Raw genomic sequence first — 19,444 nt, 5'->3', positions numbered from 1 at the left:
ATATGCCAAATAGACAACCAAAGACAATATTGGAAACGACGGCGAAGTCACATCCGAACCACAATCGCAGACGGCGTCGTGGCGCGCTGATCTTGTTTGTGGCTTGTCTAGCCGTCGTGGTGAGCGCAGTTGGGTACTACGGATACATGCAGTTTGAAATTTATCGTCAACAACAAATTGATATCAATAGCTTAGACCATCAAGGCGCGGTGATCGAGCGACAAGCACAAAAGCAAACTCGCGGGACGACCAGTGCCATCAACCTGCAGGATCAGGGATTGAAGACCATTGGTGCGGTCATGATTCCTAAAATTGCCCTGCGTTTGCCGATTTTTTCCAAATCTTCTGATGCGGCATTGGAGATTGGGGCAGGCTGGTTGCCGGCTTCATCGCCTTTAGGTGGCGGCGCCGGAACGCATGCGGTTATTGATGGCCATTCGGGTAAGGCCAAGCCCCTGTTCACTTGGATCTCTGATCTGAGAAATGGGGACAAGATTTATCTCAAAGCTGGTAAGAAAATGCTGGAGTATCAAGTCATCAATCGCGTCAAGCAAGGTGATGGTGTGTACGCGCCGACTTATGTCAAAGATTTGACGCCAAAGCCTGGGCAAGACTTATTGACGTTGATCACCTGTTATCCGTTACTTCAAAACAAGCAACGGCTGCACGTCACGGCCAAGCGAGTCCCTTATGATGGTCAGCAAAAGCAGGTCTCATTTTGGGCTTACTTGATGAATTATCGCCTTGAGTTGATCGTGGGGATTATCTTATTGGTGATTCCGTTGGTAGCGTTCATCATCACGAAATGGAGAAAGAAGGGAAACAATGCAACTAAGTAAGCAAAGCGTCGTCTCGGCGCTATTGATTTGTGGTGTCGCACTGAGTATGGGTTCGAGTGCGACCGTGTTTGCATCGACTGATACTGGTGTCGCAGCGGCTAGTAGCTCAAGCGTTGTAAACAGCGATGCTTCTGAAACGGGCAGCGATGAAGCAAATGTGATCACTCAAGATTCTGAATCAAACGCAGATAGTTCTAAAGCTGAAGCGGTGACGACGACCAAAGTGCCATTGACACCGGCTAAGGCAGAACAAGCCGTGAAACAAGTGATCGAGATCCATCAAGTAACCCCAATCGAAGGCGCGGCAGACAAAGGCCTTGCCAGCACGCTTAACGCGGGCGTTAACGGATCGACGTGGAAAGTTTATGATGTGACGCCTCGGTTTGATGAACTGGTGAAGGCTCAAAAGGCAGATACAATAGATACAGATGCCATGGCTCAGATCCAGTTGACGTTAAGTGCCGAAGCTGGGAAAGCTGATGGCTATCAAATTGTAACTAGTGGTGTAACGAAAACTGTTAATGGTGAGCCTGGGGTCTTGGACGTTCAAGTTACCGTTCCGGCTCACAGCTACAAGGCGTACACGTTCGTTAATACGTCTGCGCCGAGTCGTGTTGATCAAGCTGCTAGCTTTACCTTAATCTTGCCAGTGGCTGACGATGATGGGAATTTCCCAACAAAACAAGTGATCGAGCCTAAGTCCGGAGTTACGCCCAAGCCGGTGACGACTACTAAGTTACAACAAACTGGCCACACGTTGAACGAAGGGACGACTGCGGCAGGCATGAGCCTAGCAGCGTTAGGCGCTATTGGCGCCGGAGTTGTGGTCAAGAAACGTAAAGCTGAATAAGGATTAGTTGCTGAGCTTTTCGCTTAGCCTGATTCAGTGAAGAGAAAGCCGCAATTTTGGACTTTCTCTTTTTTGTTGCCGTCGAGACCATCGGGTAACTGATGCGGGGGTTTGACTCCTTCGGACAACGTTGGCCAAGAGGTCAAAAAATGGAAGACGAGTCGCCGATGAACAATCAGTGGCACGTCAATTAATAGCCAAAATAGGAGGTAGCTATGGCAGTTAACAAAAGTGATCTGAGTCGGACGCGGAAGCTTGCGACGACGGTCTTAAAACTCAATGGCGTTGATCCGGATCAGTGGTTATATGACCAGTATCAAGCAGTCATTGATGAAAACACGGAAACCATCGTGAAAGCATTAGGACAAGTAGCAAAGAACCCACTTGCTGCCAACTCTTTGAATGGGAGTAGCAACGCAGGGGAAGGGGGCAACCATGAGTAAAGTTACTATGATTCTGCAATACATTATTACTGCGATTGGGACAATCTCTGGGCTTTATGCAACCGTCAAGTTGGGTATCTATGGCATGGCGCACATGGAGAAGAATCCGCAAAAAGTTGAACAAGCCCGCGATGGTTTGAAAAACGTTGCGATTGGCTTGCTGATCACGATCGCAGCTGCGGCCATCGTATCCTGGCTGAAAGCGGCTTAAAAGGAAGGTGAGTACCGTGCTTTCTGTTAGTTTCCAAGGCGCACGTAAGCTACGCCGAGTGCTGAAGTCTAAGTCGCATCGGTACTCGCTTAACGTTGCCCAGCGCTTGCTCAATGAGGCTGAACAGTATGCGGTCGATCATCAACTCAGTGAGTCGATTGTGATGGTGATTCATGGTGATGATGGCGAAAGTGTCTTTGTTGATCAGCTTGAATTTGGGAAGCATCTTTCCTATATCAACAACTTGATTGCTGTGGTTCAACACACACTTTCGTCAGATCTTTTTGCTGATTATCCGGTTGCTGAAAAGAAAACGTTCTTAGATCGACTTGGTCAACAGCTACAAACCGAAAATAAGGCTCAGCTGGCAACCGATATCACATCAGCGGATCAAGAAATGCATCCTGAGGAGCCTACGAGTGCACCAACACGGTCTGACAATCACTCAACCCAAAAACAAGACTCTCAGGAGTATTTTGTGGAACCTGATCCGGAAACGGTTGAGCCGGAAGCTCCGAGTGTACGAAAGATAGTCGAGGATTTCATAGACCCAGCTCCTACAAAAGCACCAGCCGTCATCAAACCGGACCCAAGCGATGCAAAGCCACAACATGTACCCAGTGAGCGCAACTGGCGACCAAGCGCAATGGTCATCCGACGGTGTTTCATGGTTTTGGGTGTACTGGCAGCTTGTTTCACCCTTTTTTTGGTGGGTCATAGTGCGCTGAATAGCGCAAATCAACCGCCGACCTACTCAGAGTTAATTGCCAAGAAGCAATACTTGGCCGCTGCCAAAGCATATCCGAAGAAGCGAGCTGAGGTTGAGAGCAAACTGGCGTCTGTTGGTAGTGAAAAGACCTTGAAGCAGTTCGTTGCGGTCTATCCATCAGATGAGGGCAAGTTCGATCTGGCCTTCAAACGGGCCAAGTATTCTCAAGTCGTTGGTCTGTCCACTCAAGCGGAGATGACGACTTTGCGAAAGACGATGCTAGCCATCGCTTACGTGAAAACGAATCAGTTGGATCAAGCCGCTGTTTTGAATGCGGATTTGAATAGTTCCAAGCTTACATTGGCGATTGCACTGGCATATGTCCACGCAGCGCGTTTCGATGAGGCCACGGCACTCAACAAGACGCTGAATAATCAGACTTTGGAGAAAGCCATCGACACCGGCCGTATTTATCAGCAAGCAATCGAAAAGTATCAACGTGACGCCAACGACAAGAAGAAATCTACCGCTGAACGCAAGAGCGCAGCCGCAAATGTCCAGGCGTTTACACATCAGTTACAAACATTAGGAGAGTGATATGAATGGAACCTGAACAACAGGAGAATAAAAAGAAGCGGCGTAAGTGGCCGCTAATCTTATTGTTCTCGGCGATCGTGCTAGGTGGTGGCGGGGTGTTTGCGTACAATATTGCCAGCAATCAAAGCAGTTCGACCTCGGATAAGATCCAAGTGCCGATCAAGAAGCACACGAAAAAGAAAAGTTCACCTGACTCATTGATCGACTCGGCGACCAGGTCTTCCAAGCAAGAAAAGCAGTCGAAGCCTGCGGACGACCTAGTGGACTCTCTGTTGGGTGGCGACAGTGAGACGAGTGTTGCCGATGAAATTTTAAAAGCTATCATCAACCCAGTTGGCGCGGTGGCCAACGCGGTTACCTCAGATACTACTAAGGAGTTTGTCGCCTTGGCGGCGAAGGCTTTAGCCGAAGATGATGACGATAAGGGAGAAAAGAGTGCCGATAAGACGACGGTTGCTGATGCTAAAACTAATGACGCTATTTTGACACCGCTTGATAATGTCACCAGAAATACCGCTGACGATCAGTCAAACTTAGACAATACAACTGTATTACCAGGTGATGGGGGAACGACCACCGGCTCAGAAACTACCGGCACAAATACTGGTGGCTCAGATACCGGTGGCAACTCCGTCCAAACGACACCGGTTAAAGTAGATTATGCTCCCGTGATCTTGGCTTTGGGATCAATGAAGTTCCATGCCCATCAAGGTAGTATCAATTATCTTAGTGGTGTGTTTGCGCGTGACGTTGAAGATGGAAATTTGATCAATGATGTTCACGTCGATACTTCAGGCGTTGACTCGAACACCCCTGGGACCTATTGGGTCAACTACTCAGTTACTGATAGTGCAGGCCACACGACTACCGTCAAGCGCGAAGCGGTGATCTATAATGACGCACCAGTGCTTGACGTGACTCATGCTAAGACGTCGGTCGAAGTTGGCACCACGTTTAATGCGATGAGCGGCGTTTTGGCACGGGACTTTCAAGATGGCGACCTTTCAGATCGAGTGGCCGTCAGTGGCAGCGTCGATACGTCAAAGCCCGGCATCCATGACTTGGCCTACCAAATTGCAGACAGCAACGGCGCGACTGCAATAGTCAAGCGGGAGGTCACCGTGTATGCCGATAAGCCAACGTTAGATGTTAGTAAGATCCCGTCTACAGTCAAGTTGGGTGAACCTGTACAGGTTCATGACGTTTCGGCAAGTAGCAAGTATGGCGACGTCAGCATTACGCTTGTCGGTGGTGTTGACTCCAATACTCCAGGCCCGTACAGGCTTACCTACACTGTTACCGACAAATTCGGGCAACAGACGACCGCAAGCACCACCGTTACCGTGCAAACCTCAGATACCCCAACGCCCCGTGATCCCGCCAAAGGGTCTGAGTCTTCCGCTTCGGCGGTTGACTCAGGCTCTACGGCGATTTCTTCAGCCGCTATGAAGTGATATGAATTTACGATTAAGCAGCGTCCCTAATGAGGCGCTGTTTTCATTAGGAGGAAAAGTACATTATGCAGATGCAAAATACGATTTCGTTCATGGGCACCGTCGTCTCACAAGCGAAAGTCAGCGAAAGCAAAAATCGTAAGTATGTGCAGATTTATATGCAGAATACGCGTCACTACAATGACGGCAACATCCATACGGACTCAGCGCCAGTGCAAATTTCAGGAGGTTTAGCCGAACAGTTCCTTGAAGAAATCAACAATGGTCATTTAGGCCAAGGCACCGTTGTTTTGATCAACGGCTGCTGGTCGTCCAATTCTTACCAAACGGATGATGGCAACGCACGCACCAGCTATCGGATTCAAGCGTTTGATTACTACATCTTGGCGGATGGTGCAGATGAAGAGCCTGTTCCTCGTCAGGCGCAACAACGTAGTGCCCAATCACGCCAAGAAACACAAGCTCAGCAGCCACCAGTGCCAGATCCAAGCTTCGGACGGTCTCCCTACGATGATCCGTATCAGTCACGGGGCTAGGAGGTAGTTATGGAAGACTTGATTATTTTGGAGTCGGTGATTGGACCGCAAATCACCGGCATGGACTGTGCGACCGGAGATCGTGTGATTGCCGTAGTAACTCGTGAACGCGCGGGTGAGCTACAAGCCATGCTTGATGACGCTGATGATCGGTTGCAACAAACTGTCGCTGATGATGAGTCGGATGAAGACTTTACGCCAGTGCTGACGAAGTCAGAATTTTTCCGGAAGGAGGTCTAGCTATGGCTCAAAAGAAATATCCCAAGAAAAGTCCAGAGGAATTGCAAAAAGAGATCAAGGATTTGATGACCAATGCCATTCCGCAGATTCGGATGGATTCGATGTCGCCCAAGGATCGCTTAGAGTTTCTGAACTTTATGGCCACCCAATACAACTACTCGGTCCGCAATACTGCTTTGATCCGCTCACAGTATGAAGATGCCTTATACGTCGCGCCATACAAGACATGGTCGGATAAAGGGCTACACGTCAAACGTGGTGAGCATGGTCTCAAGATTTTGGTGCCAGTGTCGTACAAACGGTATTTGGATGATGAAGCTAAAGCCTTTATGTCATACTCCAAGCTTAGTGCGGGTACGAAAGCAAAGGTGGCCGCCAAGGATCCCAGTGTGCCGACGCAATCAGGGACGTACTTCAGCTTGGGTAGCGTTTTTGACATTACTCAGACCAACGCCAAAGCAGCGGACTACCCCAAGATTTTTCCCAATCGGCCTTTCGAGTTTCCCGACGAACATCCAGAAGCCATTAATCGACTGATTGCGGCATTGCGTGACGAAGCCAGTCAACTTGGCGCGCCAGTAACAAACTCGACGACGACCCGCTTTCCAACGGTCACTGGCAAGCTTGGTGCAGCCAAAGGTGCCGCAATCAGCACACCAGATGGCCAACCTGTCGAGATTTTTATAAAGCAGGGGCTGGGCAAGGAGGAGTACGCGGCAACACTGGTTCACGAGATTGCTCATGTTCGGCTGCATAACTCTGAGAGTAAAGACGTGTCAAAATTCTGGGATACTCACGATGTACTGGGCGAAACCTATCGCGGGATCAAAGAGTTGCAAGCGGAGATGACCAGCTATGTTGTCTGCAAGTCCATGGGGATCAACACCTTTGAAAGAGCAAAACCGTATATTGCTGGTTGGACCGAGCAGTTCACGGCGGTTGATGGCGCGTCCGAACAACAGCAGGCCGCTATCATGAATGATATTCAGCGTGGCGCTCACGCCATCATCAATGACGTTTCGGCATCTATGGAAAAGTCTCAGGATCAACACCAAGAACAAAGCCAAGGGCCAGAGCAGGCACAGCCAATCCAGCGGGAAAGCAAACCTGTAAAGGTTAAACAATCCGTTCAAGCGACGATGGGACGGTGATTCTGATGAAAGCCATAAAGACTGTTACTGCGCTTTCTGCGGGCACCTTGAGTGATCGGGTCAGTGATACATTATATGAACTTGAGTCCGCAGGTATGGACGTCTTAGGACTGGTCTCAGCGGGGAATCTGGTGCACACGGTCGTTATTACTTACGATGACAATCAATCGTGTGACGCACGCGTGGCAGCATACAATCGGCGCCACAATAAGATCCATAAGGTGACTCAGTTAGTATGTGTCTTTATTCTCCTGGTCGCAGCCATCTGGATCGCATCGAATCAGATGGGAGAATTGCCAGTTGGCCAGCCATATCAAGTGATTGCGACGATCGCACTGCTGGCCGCCGGCACGGCCTTCGTCGATCTAATCAGCGTCATGCTGAAGCTCAGCGTTACGAATCTCGCATTGTACCTGATTGGCAGTTACGTTGGTGGCGGTCTTCTACAGCGAATCATGCCGGGGCTGAATGGCTGGCTAAGCTTGATTATTGCCGTTGCAACAGTCACAATGCTGGTGTTTGGTATCCAAGAAGGGATTGCGGACGCGCAGGACGCCTGGCATCGCATTCGTCTTAAGAAGACTCAACGCCGGTAGAAGTTATCAATGCAGTATATGTGCGCTAGAAATTCTGGTAGAATGTATTTTGGTGAGGAAAGGCCGGACGGTGGCTAGCTGCTTTCGAAAGAAGGGAGTGATGCCTATGAGCCTTTGTTGTAGTCATTGCTCTGAAAGGAGCAAGCATGAGTGTCTATCAGACGCTTTCCTTGATGATCGCCTTTGCGGTGTTAATCGTGGAAATCATGAAAAACGACAACAAAAAATAACCGTCCTGCTTCCCGGCGATGACGGTTATTGAAAAGTAACTTGATTTAGCTGGCCACCGGAGAGATCCGGCCTTGCCTACACCGGCGGCGCTGAATAAGTGTCGTCGGTGTTTTACTACAGCTACATTATAGCGCACTCACGATCAGTGCGGCAATATCTATCCACGGTTTTGAGTTAGAACTTTTCTTGAGCAGTCAGACAGTCCCTTTGTCTGGCTGCTTTTTTCGTGAAATTAATTAAAAAGAGGTGATTGGTTCGATGAATACGCCATTTAAACAATGGAAGAAAATTCTTGCCGATCCTAAGATGATTGCGACTGTTGGTGTACTCAGCTTCTTAGCCATATACATGTTCGCCAACCTGGTGACTCACGTCATCTATTATTTCGGAACGATGGCACATAACCTGATTAAGGCAGGGCCTAAGAATATCGACAACGCGCAGTTGATGCACTTTCCTTGGCGGCAAGTATTCAGCCTGAAATGTCTATTTGTGCCACTGACGACGCCGACGCTTTTGTTGATCCCTTTGGCGATAGCGTTGTTGTTTTGGCTGTGGAAAGTGCCGATGAAACTTTATCAGATGCGGATCGCCTACCGTGACATCAACACTGGATCAATGGGGACCGCACGCTTTGCAGAACCGGAAGAACTAGCGACAGAAAGTGTGGCGATTCCGCTTGACGATAATTTGTATGAAGGGTATCCGGGGACACCGCAACTGCATATCCCTCTGGATCAGGCCGATGCGTTGTCTTTGACGATTCCAAAGACGTACACCATGAATCCTGCGCAAGCAGCAATCGGGTTTGATGCGATTGCCGCACGTAAGCAGCGCGAAGGTGTTGAACTCGTTGAAAATAACCGAGATTCCCAACCTGAGCATGGGTATGACCTGGTTGATCGTAACAAGACCAACACCGCGGCAGTCGCGGGGACGCAATCAGGGAAGACTCAAGCTTTCACTTATCCTAAGTTGGATTTGATCATGCGCGCAATGATCAAAGAATCGGTGATCGTAACCGATCTGAAGGCGGATATGGTCAAGAACACGAAAGCTGAGTTTGAGCGTCATGGCTGGGACGTGAAGATCCTAAATCTGATCACGCCAGAGTATTCGATGGGTTACAACCCACTAGAATTGGTCAAAATCGCTTACTGGAAACAAGATTATGATGAGGCTCAGCGCCTGTGCAACACCTTGAGTTATTCGATTTTTCATAACGACCAGAATCATTCAGATCCGATGTGGGAGGAGGCATCGATTGCACTGTGTAATGCCTTGATCCTTGCAGTGTGTCGAGTCTGTTATCAAGCTGATACGCCGCAGCGTGTCACGATGTATACAGTCTCCGTCATGCTCAATGAACTGGGAACGAATCCGGATGAGAATGGGACGACAGCGCTAGATGAATTCTTCAGTAGCCTGGCGATCAATGATCCCGCCAAGTTGCAATATGGCACGATTACCTTCTCTCAAGGGATTACTCGTTCTGGGATTTATACTGGCGCCATGGCGAAGTTGAAGAACTTCACTCTGAACTCGATCGCTAGATTGACGTCGCACAGTGATATGGATATTGCCCAACTGGCGACCGGCGAGAAGCCGATTGCTTTGTTTATCTGCTATCCAGACTATGATGACTCCAATTATATGATCGTCTCTACATTCCTGTCGCAGATTTCTTATGTCCTGTCGAAGTTGGCCACAATGTCTAAAGATTCGGCTTTGCCGCGGCGAGTGCTGAACCTTTATGAAGAAGTGTCCAATATTCCAGCGATTTATGGCCTATCGCGATCAATGAACGTCGGGTTGCAACGGGGCATCTTGTATGACCTGGTCTTTCAATCGATTCCGCAACTGCAAGACAAGTACGGCGAACGTGGTGCCGAAGCAATCCTTGATGCCTGTGGAAATAAGCTATGTATCCTTCCTGAAGGTAAGCATGATCCTGAGTATTTTGCGTCTCTACTAGGCAAGAAGACTATCATCGCGCCGTCGCGGCATGGCGATCCGTTGAGCCTGGATAAATCATACGGCGAAAGCGAGCAGGCGCGAGACTTAATGACTGCTGAAGAACTGCGCCAGATGCGCAAGGGTGAATGGGTCTTGATCCGTGCCAAACAGCGTCAGGATCTTAAAGGCCAAGACGTCACGGCGTGGCCCGTATTTGCGGACTCTACCAAAGGCTATGGCATGCCGTTTGCCTATGAGTACCTTGGTGATCGTTTCAACCATCCGCAGACGTTTGAACAGTTGAATGACAATAAGCGCTCAATTCATGCGGATCTTGATTTAAGTGAGCTTGTCATCAATCGTGAGGAATTCGGCTTGGCGCCAGAAGTCGAAGGGGCGAAGAATCCAAAGAAACCAACAAAAAAAGAAGCAGAACCTAAGGAGTTTTATGTCCATACATCCGAAAATTTGGAACTTAAAGTCACACAGCAGTCTGATGGCACTCGCAACATCGATGCTGTGAAGGCTGCACCGCATAAAAAGACAATTATAGACCCGTTTGCAGGCTTTAAATCTGCATCAAAAGGAAAGGAGCGTAGTACTGTGAACCCCAATGTCACGAGTGAAATTAACGAGGATCTCCGATCAATCGAAGCAGCCTTCACGAAGGGCCAGCTTGAGATGCTACACAGCATTGTGGAGCACCACATGCCGATTGATCGGCAAATGGTTTTTATGTCATATGAGACAGTTGGCGAGATGAAGGTCTTTTTGATCAAGAACCGGGAGCTATTGCCGGAAGCGTATCGACAACTGAAGCCTCTGTTTCAGATCAAGGAAGAAGAACTGTAGGTGAAATTAATTGAGTGATTCACAAATTATCGCAGTCCTAAGAGCCTATGCAGACTACCTGCACGTCACTAACTTTGTCTCTGACGGGTTGAGATGGATCGGATACATGATCATCTATGGCCTCACCACAGTCGTCAATGGACTTTCTAGTATCTTTGCATACATGTACAAGTTACTAGACTTCTGGGGCTATGCACCATTTCAAAGATTCCTCAAGACGTATGATCCTGTTATCTGGGCTTTAGCCACGATTGGACTGCTCTGGGCAGGCCTGATGATGATGCACAATAAGCGCGTGGATTATCACGAGAAAGGCAATAACTTTTTGGTGGCGGTGCTATTGTTCTTTGGACTGACGTTTCTCATGGCCCAAGGGACGAAGCTGATTACTGCCGGCGCGGAACAGGCCATGGTGAATACGCCATCGGCAGTTTCAATCTATCAAGGTAATATCACTGACGTTTATATGCTGGATAAGGCCGGTTGGAAGACGAGTGGCGGTAAGGCTAAGCTCCCCAGAACCACTAATCAGATCAAAAATATGGAAGACATCAAACTGCTGAGCATTAACGAAAAAGTCGATACGGGTGGCTGGTTTGGCGGCTCTAAGGCTAGCGATGATGGGACTAAGATTCTGTCTAAGCAGTTGTCGATGAACGCGGACGGTAAGTGGGAGTTGCATAACATGCAAGGGGCTTTCAAGATCGATGATAACTACTATCGGTACTCCTGGCATCCGTGGATCCTAGCCGCGAACCTTCTATTATATTTGATCACGGTAGCGATCGTTATTTTCAAACTGGTCAAGATCATTATGGAAATCAACTTCATTGGGTTATTAGCTCAGGGCGCTGCGCTCACCGACTTTGACTCGGGAAAACGTAACCGCCAGATAATTGCAAAGCTCCGCGATTCGTTTGTGGTCGCATTTCTACTGTGTGTGATTCTACAGTTCTATGCACAGTTTTTGAGCTTTATCACACAGGCTGGCGTTGGCGGTGTCGCGCGCGTCTTTGCGATGATCGGCGCCTTCTTATTCGTGCTCGATGGTCCGAATATCATCCAATCAGTCTTCGGTATCGATGCCGGGTTGTCTTCGATGGCACAAACCATGACCAACGTTATGTTGCTAGCGCGCGGTGCTGGTAATACGACCAAGTCTGCTTTGGATGCAACCAAGAAGCTCGGTGGTGTTGCTAAGGGGCTAGCCGGTAAGGGAATCGTTGGTGCGTCAGCACTGGCTGGCTTTGGCAATGGCCTAACTAAAAAACCTGAACTGCCAGGTGACAAGCTTGGTGGCGTGGCACCGACTGCTGCATCGAATAAAAAGCCAGAACTTAATCCAACAAAAGCTGAAGGATCAGACCAAAAGCAGGCTACTAACGGTCCGACTACAGCTACTCAGACCAGCGGCGCCCCAACGAGCACTGCTTCAACAGCCACGGCGCAGCCAAATGTTAGCGACAAGGATCAGGCAGCACCAATTTTGGCTACTGCTGACAACGGTAATAATCCCGCTAACGCCGGTTTAGAAGCTAGTGAGGGTGCGCTTGGTGTTGGGGCAACCAACGGTAACGGTACTGAAGAACCAGCCGTAGCTGCACCTGATTTGCCAGCACAAGCGGACATCGGGACAGGTAGCGCTAGCTCCTTGGGTGGATTGGGTACTACGGCCAATCCGACTAGCGGTGATGTTACAGCACCCCAGCTGCAACAAGACGATGCCAATACCGATGTTGGACTTGGTAACGGACAAGATTACTCTGCGCCTGATGTTGCGGCGCCAGAAATGCCGCAGGCTGCTAAGAATTTAGTTGGTAGCAAGCTTCAACCGGCCCAAGTTGGCCAAGTGTCCCAGCTTGGCACGAACGCTGGATCAGCGCCATCGTTAGGTACATCAGCCGCACGACAAGCGCTCGGCTATGGAACAAGTCTTACACACGCTGTGCCAGATATGAGCAGTGGTGAAGCTGTTTCCGTCGGTCCCGCTGGTACACCTCAAGGGAGTCAACCCGCGATGTCAGGTACAGCAACGCAACCAAGCCTGGGTGGCGCTCAATCGCAACCGACTCAACAGCGGTCACAGGCGCTTGGTGGAGGGCACACCGCTACTAGTTACGAGGTCCCACATGTTTCCACACAATCCATGCCGCGTGCAACAGCTAGTGCAGTTCAGGCCGGAAAAACGGCGATTTTGAATGATCAACATGCTGCGTTAGACGCACAACATCAATTCAATACGACGGCTAACCAAATAATTGGCAGGATGATTACTAATAAACTGACTGACGTCAATATCGGGGCGCATCAGTCCTTAGCCAAGTCACCGACCGTTACGGCAGTGCGGCGGGCCTATCGCGTTGGCCAAACAACTGGTCAGAGCTTACGTCAAGGCAAAAATCTGAAATAGGAGGCAATTAAATGTATCACAATATCCAATTTTCCAAAAAGATGATGATGAAGGCACAGTATTCGAAGAATCTCACGATCGCAGACTTTATCGTGATCTTGGTAGCAGCGGGGATCTCTTGGCTGCTATTCACTCGCTTTGTTTCACCGTTTCTTCAAGCACTCGCGCCGATTGAAACAGCGGCAATCACTTATCTGATGCTGTCGCCATCTAGTGTTTATGACAAGAAAAATTACCAGGTATTGATGCAGATTGTCCGTAAATCGCGTCGGACTTATCACGCGATCCAACGGCCAATCTACCAATTCCATGAGGAGAAAGAAGGTGCTCGCCATGGCCGGATTTAATGCGCTTGATCGACGCAAGGAACGTGATCAGCGGACGAAGACTGAAGAACGCAAGCAGCGTGGCAAGATTACTGCAATCTTGCCGATCATTGGCATCAGCAAGCAGGGTTACATCATTCTCAAGAGTGGACTATCCACTTACTACGCAGACGTCATGAAGCCTGAAAAGCATGACTTGGATCGAATGACTCTGCAGGAAGCTGATGCAATCGAGAACGGCTCATGGCGGTTTATGCGGCAGTACACGCATTCGGTCAAAGAGATTTTCTTGAACTTCCCAGAAAACAACGACGTGCAGCAACAATATTTCCGCCACTTGATCAAGACAACTACCGATCCATTTCGGGTTGAGCAATTAGAAAAGGAGCTTTACAACCTGCAATATCTTGAACAGCACTATCGCAAGTTATCCAGTTGGATTATGTTGTTTGGCACGACGCCAAAACAGCTTGAGGCCAATATTGAAGACGCTAAGGCGAAGGGCGCGGTCTATGGCTTTCAACCGACGACGATTTCCGAAAAGCAGTTGATGTATCGGTTGATGAATAATCCGGGGGTGGAAACCAGTGAAGAAGAACAATAGCAAGGTGATTGACGACGGGTTTATTTATCAGATCCAACCAGCGGGCGGACTGGATACCAAGAGCGAGTACCTCGTGCGGTTGGGTAGCGTCTTTATGGCCTGTGTGCATGTCTATGAGATCCCCGATACCTTCAGTGATTTTTGGCTCAAAAAGCTGACGGCAGTTCACGGCGCAACAGCGGTGGTGGACTATTACACAAATCCCAAGATCAACTATGCCAAGCAAATCTCAAGCTCAATTTCCGAACTTGAGATCCAACGACACCGCGCCTATTCGACAACGGAAAGTGACCTGATCGACCAAGAATTGTTACCACTGCGGCAGTTATCCGTTGAACTCAATAAACAGGGTGAAGTAATCAAGCAGGTCAGCATGCGCATCTACCTCTACGCGGATTCTGTGGATCACCTGAACCGAAAAGTCAACGATGTGATCTCGGATTTAGCGACTGATGGCTATGGCGCGACGGTCTTTTTGGACGAGAACGCGGACGAATACAAGTCGATGTTCTTGCCGATTGTCGAACAGTCGCGCTTACCTAGCGGACGCACAGGTTTACCGTTAAGCGGGCAGGTCATGGGACTGGGCTACGCGCATAATCAAACCTCCTTGAGTGATCCGTATGGCTCGTACTTCGGTTATACGCCAACTGGCGGGACGGTCTATTGGGACATGTTTCGCGTTACCAATACGCGGACGTACTACAACACATTTCTCTCAGGAGACTTGGGAAGTGGCAAGTCCACTAGCCTCAAAAAGATCCTATGGGAGCGCGCCATTCGCGGCGACCTGGTGCGGGTATTTGATCGAACGGGTGAGTTTGCGACGCTGGTGCGGAAGTTCAAAGGCACGGTGATCAACCTTGATGGATCTGACGGCATCATCAATATGTTTCAGGTCTACCCAACCCAATATGACGAAAAGACCTCTGATCCGGATGTCATTGCATCGTATCGGGCCCACATTGGGGGCTTGGCGATTAAGTATCGGTTGTTAGATCGAGACGCCGATGAACGCACAGCCAATGCCTTTTCACAGTTGTGCGATCGATACTACAAGCAGCATCACTATCTTGATCCAGACCGGCCACCGGTGACGGCATTGGCAGCCACGGAGTACCCGACACTTTCAGACATTGTGCCGTTCATTCAGGATGCCTCCACCAAGGGTCTCTATCCAGAAATGACACGTTATTATGAGTCGATTTTGTTGTCTCTAGGCCAACTGAAGTCAACCTTTGGTGATCTCTTTGACGGATATTCAAGCTTCCCAGACTTGAGCGATTTACAAGTGGTTTCGTATCAACTGAGCACAATCGACGCGATGCAAGATTCCATCCAAGACTTACAGATTTATAACGCAATCATCGACTCGTATAACAATTGTATGCGCCTGGGCCGCGCTCAAAAGAAAGCCTACGACGCGCGTGAAAAAGGCCTGATCGATGTGCAGCACTGGTTGATGATCATTGACGAATGCCACACTATCTTGAATACGGACAAGTCTTTTGTCGCTGATTTCTTTGTCAAATTAATGTCTGAAGACCGCAAGATGTTTGGGTCGATTGTCTTGGCCACGCAGCGCTTGGAGCGGATGTTTCCAAGCGGTGCCAATGTGTCCGATAAGGGTATGGTTAAGGCGGTCAACGCACTGAATCAGTTGTACTCGCTCTGCCAGTATAAGGTGCTAATGAAGCACGATGTTTCGACGATCAAGACCAAAGAAGATCCGGGGATCCTCCGGTCACTGTTCGGTAATATGATGACGGAACAGGACTTCGCTAGCTTGCCTGACTTCGGAAAAGGCGAGGCGTACTTGTTGATCGGCACCGATAAGCTGCACATGAATTTCCAAGTCACAGACGAAGAATTGAGGACGTTTGAAGGTGGTGCTTGATGGATTCACATCATGAAAAGCAGACTATGAAGAACGCCCTTTTAGTTCGCCGTTTTGTCGCATGGACTGGTCTGCCGGCAATCATGACGGCAGTGGGGCTATTGCTGGTGACGGTCTTTACGGTTGGCATTTTGTCGATGTTTCTTAGTCAATCGAGTACCGATAGCAGCGATGTTGCCACCAACGGTGAATACGATCCACAGCTGATAAAAATTGCCGCAACTGCGATGAATGCGGATCCCAGCGATGAGTTTATCAAGAACCTAGAAGCTGTTATCCAAAATGAATCAGGTGGTAACGCTGCCGTTATTCAGCAAGTTCAAGACATGAATTCCGGAGGGAATGAGGCCGCGGGCGTGTTGCAATATACGGCAGGAACGTTTGCATACTACGCCCTGGAAGGGCACACCAACCGGCTTAATGCCCTGGATCAGCTGCTTGCCTTTTTCAACAACTCTGATTGGAAATCGTCGATCGGCTGGACAACAATCTTGGGCGTCAGAAAAATGGAGTGGCTGCACTCAGGACCTCAAGGATCGCCACGATTTAAGTCGGTGCCTGGCAAAATTGATTTGTCTGGCATCGACCAATCGGAGCTAACCGGTCAATATAAACTCAACACTGCTGGTAACACTTACCCCAAGGGTCAATGCACTTGGTTCGCCAAAGCGCGTAGTGGATGGGCCGGCAACGGCTGGGGCAATGGTTGTCAATGGGGCACGTCGGCCGCGGCCGCGGGCTTCACCGTGAACCGAACTCCGGCGGCTGGCACGATCGTCGTTTTTGCGGCTGGGCAGATGGTTGGCACATGGCGAGCTGATCCACAGTATGGGCACGTCGCCTACGTGGAAGCATACAACCGTAGCGCTGGCACCATCAAAATTTCTCAAGGTGGTACAGGTTTTCCGTCATCAACTGGGCCGAACTATCAGACTCTCAGCAATGTTTCTTCATACGTTTATATCCACAAAAAATGAGGTGATCAAGTGAATTTTAGAATCGATAATTTAGGCCGGATCGCGTTAGTTAGCTACGCCATTCTCGTAACCGTTTTGGCGGTTGTGATGGGTGGTTGCTGGTATCGTGTCGCACAGCAAACACCACGAGTCGTGATGAAAACGCGTGTGGTGAAGCAGAAAGAGCGGGCCGTACCGAGTAACAACTTGGCCGCAGAATCAGCGGCCAAGGCAGCTCAAAAGTCTGCCGAAGCCGAGCTCTCCTCTTACAAGTCAAGTGAACAGAAGCTCAAGAATACTGCCATCCAGTACGCCAAAATTCTCCAGAACTATTCGCCAAGCGTATCCGCAAAACGGGCTGCATTGAAGAAGGTGGCGACCCCAGAACAAGTCGATCAACTGGCACCGACTACCGCGACTGCGGGGACTCAGACGAAGGCGACGGCCTATGAGATCGAGTGGAATACCATTACTGCGATGATCCAACCCGGAGCCGGCAAGGATGCGTTGGTAAGTGTCCACATGACGTACTCTTACTCATACGATAGCAGTCACACTCAATACTCAAGTGTGCTACTGGCACGCTTTGATCGAGGGCTGGTGAGCCATAGTCAAATGTTCACCGTAGTTACCGATCAGGCCGGTAACGATCAGTAAAGGAAGGAGGAATACTGGTGGATGTCGAAGAAAAACATGTCCAGATTTTAGATCGTAATAAAGCAGAAAGACGCTTCAAGAAACTGTTTGGTTGGATCTTGGCGGCAATCGGCGTGACGCTAATTTTGTTCGCTGTCTTCCCTAAAAACATCAACGAGTCGGGGCTTGCCATGGGCAAGTCGTTCGTGATGGGACAGAACACTTTCGTCTATGCCAATGCTAAACGTTACAGTAATCAAACGTACCGTCTAGGTTTTTATGTTAGCGACAATCAGCTTGATCCGCTGGCTACGGTTCGTTCAAAGGTTCGCACCAGGGGTCACGAAAATGGCGAGATCCTGTCGTCAGCTTTGACTCAAGTGAGTCCAGACTATTATGTCGTGACGGTCAAACAAGTTCCCAAAAAGCAAGCTCTTCTCTACGTTGTGATCGGTGATAAGAAGACAACGGGTAGCGGCTTGGAGGCGGCCAATAGCCAAGCCTTGTTAGTTCAAAAGGCAAAGGACGCTGGTTCTTACAAGCGGCCAACAACGCATCAGCTTCAACAAGAGTATCTTGCCTACATGGTGAGATATTACTCGAAAAAGATCCAGACACTGAAGCACAAGGTGGCCAAGAACAAGGCCAACATTGCCACGCTCAAGAAGACCTTAGCGAAGCAAAATCAGTCGTTGAATCTTCAAACTGGGTCTCAGAAATCTGACACTAAGAGTAAGATCGCGCAAACAGAATCTACCATTAAGCAGCATCAAACTACGGCGGCAAAAACTCGCAAAGCAATCGCTAGTGCTCGTCAGGCACGAACAAATTATACCGAAAAGCTGGATTGAACCCCCGAAATCGTTGGTGCCAAAAATGCCGATTTTAGGGCACAAACCAAGAAAGTGGGTGCACAACTCAATGAATACTGGGCACAAAGGAAATTTTTCCTTGCGCCCTAAAGCTTGAATCTTAGGCACTTGGGTCACGAATGTGACCCCTTTGGAAAACCCACCGCACTGCGGTGTAACCCATATTTGGGTTCGGTTTTCCCTTATGCTCATCCTCTAAAAGTCCAAAATTCGGCCCCTGCCGATATTTTGGACTTGAAGGGTGAGTGTTGTGATCCGGCCTTTTGGATCATAGCGCTCACCCTGCACTTAGTTTTGAACTTAGTTTTCGGCCTCGAAGTTAGCAACTTCAAGGCCGTTTTTTGTTATCGCGAACTTCTCGATTTGAACAAAGGAGGTTGATTCGGTTGGTAGTCGATATTCATATCAAGGGTGTGACGGATGCGGATGCTGCCATCATTAAACAGTTGGCAGATGCAAAAGGTATGACGCGAAACAAGTACCTAGCTCGGCTGATTCATCAGCATGCGCGTGACTATTATGTGGAAGGCGAGCTGAACGACTTGAGTGAACTTGCGCAGCAGTCCAAGGTCGTGATCCAGTGCAATACAGATGTACTCAACGCACTGTTAGAGTCATTGGGAATTGAAAGGGAGTGATGATGTTGCATGAACGCCGAGTCTTATATCTAGATTCACCTGAGTCTGGTGAGTATGGCTGGAAGTATATCGATCAGTACATGGTAAGCCATCAGTGCAAGAACCGAGGTGAGGCCGTCGAAGGATTACTTCGCGAGCATCAAGAGATGCAAACCAAGCTGTTGGGAAACCAAGCTTTAGCCCAGCAGGTCGCGGCGGAGATCAAGCAGCTGATTGATCCAATCCGCTTGCGGACTGGATCAACTGAACGCACCGTTGCGATGTTCCGCGAGTTGTTGAATGGCTTTCTCGTCTTGCACGGCATGGAAGAACAGTTTCCAGTGACTGACGTACAGAGCAATGCGATTATACGCGCCGACGAGAAGATTGCCGACCAGATCAAGGCACAACAAGTCTACCGTAACAGCGACAAGTACAAGCATATGAAGGGCGATGAGTGA

The 19,444-nt window shown here is 49.2% G+C and carries 21 protein-coding genes; all 21 read left to right on the top strand.

Annotated elements, in window-relative coordinates; translation table 11 throughout:
* The first annotated feature begins 2 nt into the window (after positions 1 to 2).
* The 21 genes from LBPC_RS12470 (at position 3) to LBPC_RS12375 (ending at position 19,444) form a co-directional block, all read left to right on the top strand.
* Entirely contained in the window at positions 3 to 839 is an 837-nt protein-coding gene (locus LBPC_RS12470) for a class C sortase (protein ID WP_003663034.1), read from the top strand.
* Entirely contained in the window at positions 826 to 1,689 is an 864-nt protein-coding gene (locus LBPC_RS12465; RefSeq protein WP_003663035.1) for a pilin N-terminal domain-containing protein, read from the top strand. The genes LBPC_RS12470 and LBPC_RS12465 overlap by 14 nt, the downstream gene beginning before the upstream one ends.
* Positions 1,690 to 1,904: 215 nt before the next feature.
* Positions 1,905 to 2,132 carry a hypothetical protein gene (locus LBPC_RS12460; protein ID WP_003663036.1) on the top strand — a complete coding sequence of 76 codons (228 nt, stop codon included), beginning with the start codon at positions 1,905 to 1,907 and terminating at the stop codon, positions 2,130 to 2,132.
* Positions 2,125 to 2,343: a hypothetical protein gene (locus LBPC_RS12455; protein ID WP_003663037.1), complete on the top strand. Its 219-nt coding sequence runs from the start codon at positions 2,125 to 2,127 to the stop codon at positions 2,341 to 2,343. The genes LBPC_RS12460 and LBPC_RS12455 overlap by 8 nt, the downstream gene beginning before the upstream one ends.
* A 16-nt stretch (positions 2,344 to 2,359) precedes the next feature.
* Positions 2,360 to 3,649 (top strand): hypothetical protein, encoded by a 1,290-nt coding sequence (locus LBPC_RS12450; RefSeq protein ID WP_016363131.1) that lies wholly within the window; start codon positions 2,360 to 2,362, stop codon positions 3,647 to 3,649.
* 5 nt (positions 3,650 to 3,654) lie between these two features.
* Entirely contained in the window at positions 3,655 to 5,103 is a 1,449-nt protein-coding gene (locus LBPC_RS12445) for an immunoglobulin-like domain-containing protein (RefSeq protein WP_003663040.1), read from the top strand.
* 65 nt (positions 5,104 to 5,168) lie between these two features.
* On the top strand, positions 5,169 to 5,639 hold the full coding sequence (locus LBPC_RS12440; protein ID WP_003663042.1) for a single-stranded DNA-binding protein: 471 nt from the start codon (positions 5,169 to 5,171) through the stop codon (positions 5,637 to 5,639).
* Positions 5,640 to 5,648: 9 nt separating this feature from the next.
* On the top strand, positions 5,649 to 5,879 hold the full coding sequence (locus LBPC_RS12435; RefSeq protein WP_003663044.1) for a hypothetical protein: 231 nt from the start codon (positions 5,649 to 5,651) through the stop codon (positions 5,877 to 5,879).
* A 2-nt stretch (positions 5,880 to 5,881) separates the two neighbouring features.
* A complete protein-coding gene (locus tag LBPC_RS12430) occupies positions 5,882 to 7,030 on the top strand; it encodes an ArdC-like ssDNA-binding domain-containing protein (RefSeq protein ID WP_003663046.1) in 1,149 nt (382 codons plus the stop codon).
* A gap of 5 nt (positions 7,031 to 7,035) precedes the next feature.
* A complete protein-coding gene (locus LBPC_RS12425) occupies positions 7,036 to 7,626 on the top strand; it encodes a hypothetical protein (protein ID WP_016363420.1) in 591 nt (196 codons plus the stop codon).
* A 146-nt stretch (positions 7,627 to 7,772) separates the two neighbouring features.
* On the top strand, positions 7,773 to 7,856 hold the full coding sequence (locus tag LBPC_RS17300; protein WP_225420736.1) for a putative holin-like toxin: 84 nt from the start codon (positions 7,773 to 7,775) through the stop codon (positions 7,854 to 7,856).
* Between the two features lie 259 nt (positions 7,857 to 8,115).
* On the top strand, positions 8,116 to 10,665 hold the full coding sequence (locus tag LBPC_RS12420; RefSeq protein ID WP_003663049.1) for a VirD4-like conjugal transfer protein, CD1115 family: 2,550 nt from the start codon (positions 8,116 to 8,118) through the stop codon (positions 10,663 to 10,665).
* Between the two features lie 10 nt (positions 10,666 to 10,675).
* Entirely contained in the window at positions 10,676 to 13,075 is a 2,400-nt protein-coding gene (locus LBPC_RS12415) for a pLS20_p028 family conjugation system transmembrane protein (RefSeq protein ID WP_225441061.1), read from the top strand.
* Between the two features lie 11 nt (positions 13,076 to 13,086).
* Positions 13,087 to 13,422 carry a hypothetical protein gene (locus LBPC_RS12410; RefSeq protein ID WP_003663052.1) on the top strand — a complete coding sequence of 112 codons (336 nt, stop codon included), beginning with the start codon at positions 13,087 to 13,089 and terminating at the stop codon, positions 13,420 to 13,422.
* Complete coding sequence (locus LBPC_RS12405) at positions 13,409 to 14,005, top strand: hypothetical protein (protein ID WP_003663053.1); 597 nt, start codon at positions 13,409 to 13,411, stop codon at positions 14,003 to 14,005. The genes LBPC_RS12410 and LBPC_RS12405 overlap by 14 nt, the downstream gene beginning before the upstream one ends.
* Positions 13,989 to 15,902, top strand: coding sequence for an ATP-binding protein (locus LBPC_RS12400; RefSeq protein ID WP_003663054.1), 1,914 nt, complete (start codon positions 13,989 to 13,991; stop codon positions 15,900 to 15,902). Before LBPC_RS12405 ends, LBPC_RS12400 begins: the two co-directional genes overlap by 17 nt.
* Positions 15,902 to 16,879 carry a CHAP domain-containing protein gene (locus LBPC_RS12395; RefSeq protein ID WP_003663056.1) on the top strand — a complete coding sequence of 326 codons (978 nt, stop codon included), beginning with the start codon at positions 15,902 to 15,904 and terminating at the stop codon, positions 16,877 to 16,879. Before LBPC_RS12400 ends, LBPC_RS12395 begins: the two co-directional genes overlap by 1 nt.
* Before the next feature lie 9 nt (positions 16,880 to 16,888).
* Complete coding sequence (locus LBPC_RS12390) at positions 16,889 to 17,515, top strand: hypothetical protein (protein WP_003663058.1); 627 nt, start codon at positions 16,889 to 16,891, stop codon at positions 17,513 to 17,515.
* Between the two features lie 17 nt (positions 17,516 to 17,532).
* Complete coding sequence (locus tag LBPC_RS12385; RefSeq protein ID WP_003663060.1) at positions 17,533 to 18,345, top strand: hypothetical protein; 813 nt, start codon at positions 17,533 to 17,535, stop codon at positions 18,343 to 18,345.
* Positions 18,346 to 18,752: 407 nt separating this feature from the next.
* Positions 18,753 to 19,004, top strand: coding sequence for a hypothetical protein (locus LBPC_RS12380; protein ID WP_016363418.1), 252 nt, complete (start codon positions 18,753 to 18,755; stop codon positions 19,002 to 19,004).
* A 2-nt stretch (positions 19,005 to 19,006) separates the two neighbouring features.
* Entirely contained in the window at positions 19,007 to 19,444 is a 438-nt protein-coding gene (locus LBPC_RS12375; protein ID WP_225441058.1) for a hypothetical protein, read from the top strand.

Origin of the sequence: Lacticaseibacillus paracasei subsp. paracasei, from assembly GCF_000829035.1 — a bacterium.
Taxonomy (GTDB): Bacteria; Bacillota; Bacilli; order Lactobacillales; family Lactobacillaceae; genus Lacticaseibacillus; species Lacticaseibacillus paracasei.
The sequence above is the reverse complement of the archived record's forward strand: the minus strand, read 5'-3'. Positions and strand labels throughout refer to the sequence as shown.

What these genes read in the sequence shown, in the direction of transcription:
- LBPC_RS12410 (WP_003663052.1), top strand. Translation starts at nt 13,087, where the DNA reads ATGTATCACAATATCCAATTTTCCAAAAAGATGATGATGAAGGCACAG.
- LBPC_RS12465 (WP_003663035.1), top strand. Translation starts at nt 826, where the DNA reads ATGCAACTAAGTAAGCAAAGCGTCGTCTCGGCGCTATTGATTTGTGGT.
- LBPC_RS12405 (WP_003663053.1), top strand. Translation starts at nt 13,409, where the DNA reads ATGGCCGGATTTAATGCGCTTGATCGACGCAAGGAACGTGATCAGCGG.
- LBPC_RS12455 (WP_003663037.1), top strand. Translation starts at nt 2,125, where the DNA reads ATGAGTAAAGTTACTATGATTCTGCAATACATTATTACTGCGATTGGG.
- LBPC_RS12445 (WP_003663040.1), top strand. Translation starts at nt 3,655, where the DNA reads ATGGAACCTGAACAACAGGAGAATAAAAAGAAGCGGCGTAAGTGGCCG.
- LBPC_RS12375 (WP_225441058.1), top strand. Translation starts at nt 19,007, where the DNA reads ATGTTGCATGAACGCCGAGTCTTATATCTAGATTCACCTGAGTCTGGT.
- LBPC_RS12425 (WP_016363420.1), top strand. Translation starts at nt 7,036, where the DNA reads ATGAAAGCCATAAAGACTGTTACTGCGCTTTCTGCGGGCACCTTGAGT.
- LBPC_RS12460 (WP_003663036.1), top strand. Translation starts at nt 1,905, where the DNA reads ATGGCAGTTAACAAAAGTGATCTGAGTCGGACGCGGAAGCTTGCGACG.
- LBPC_RS12430 (WP_003663046.1), top strand. Translation starts at nt 5,882, where the DNA reads ATGGCTCAAAAGAAATATCCCAAGAAAAGTCCAGAGGAATTGCAAAAA.
- LBPC_RS12420 (WP_003663049.1), top strand. Translation starts at nt 8,116, where the DNA reads ATGAATACGCCATTTAAACAATGGAAGAAAATTCTTGCCGATCCTAAG.
- LBPC_RS17300 (WP_225420736.1), top strand. Translation starts at nt 7,773, where the DNA reads ATGAGTGTCTATCAGACGCTTTCCTTGATGATCGCCTTTGCGGTGTTA.
- LBPC_RS12395 (WP_003663056.1), top strand. Translation starts at nt 15,902, where the DNA reads ATGGATTCACATCATGAAAAGCAGACTATGAAGAACGCCCTTTTAGTT.
- LBPC_RS12435 (WP_003663044.1), top strand. Translation starts at nt 5,649, where the DNA reads ATGGAAGACTTGATTATTTTGGAGTCGGTGATTGGACCGCAAATCACC.
- LBPC_RS12470 (WP_003663034.1), top strand. Translation starts at nt 3, where the DNA reads ATGCCAAATAGACAACCAAAGACAATATTGGAAACGACGGCGAAGTCA.
- LBPC_RS12440 (WP_003663042.1), top strand. Translation starts at nt 5,169, where the DNA reads ATGCAGATGCAAAATACGATTTCGTTCATGGGCACCGTCGTCTCACAA.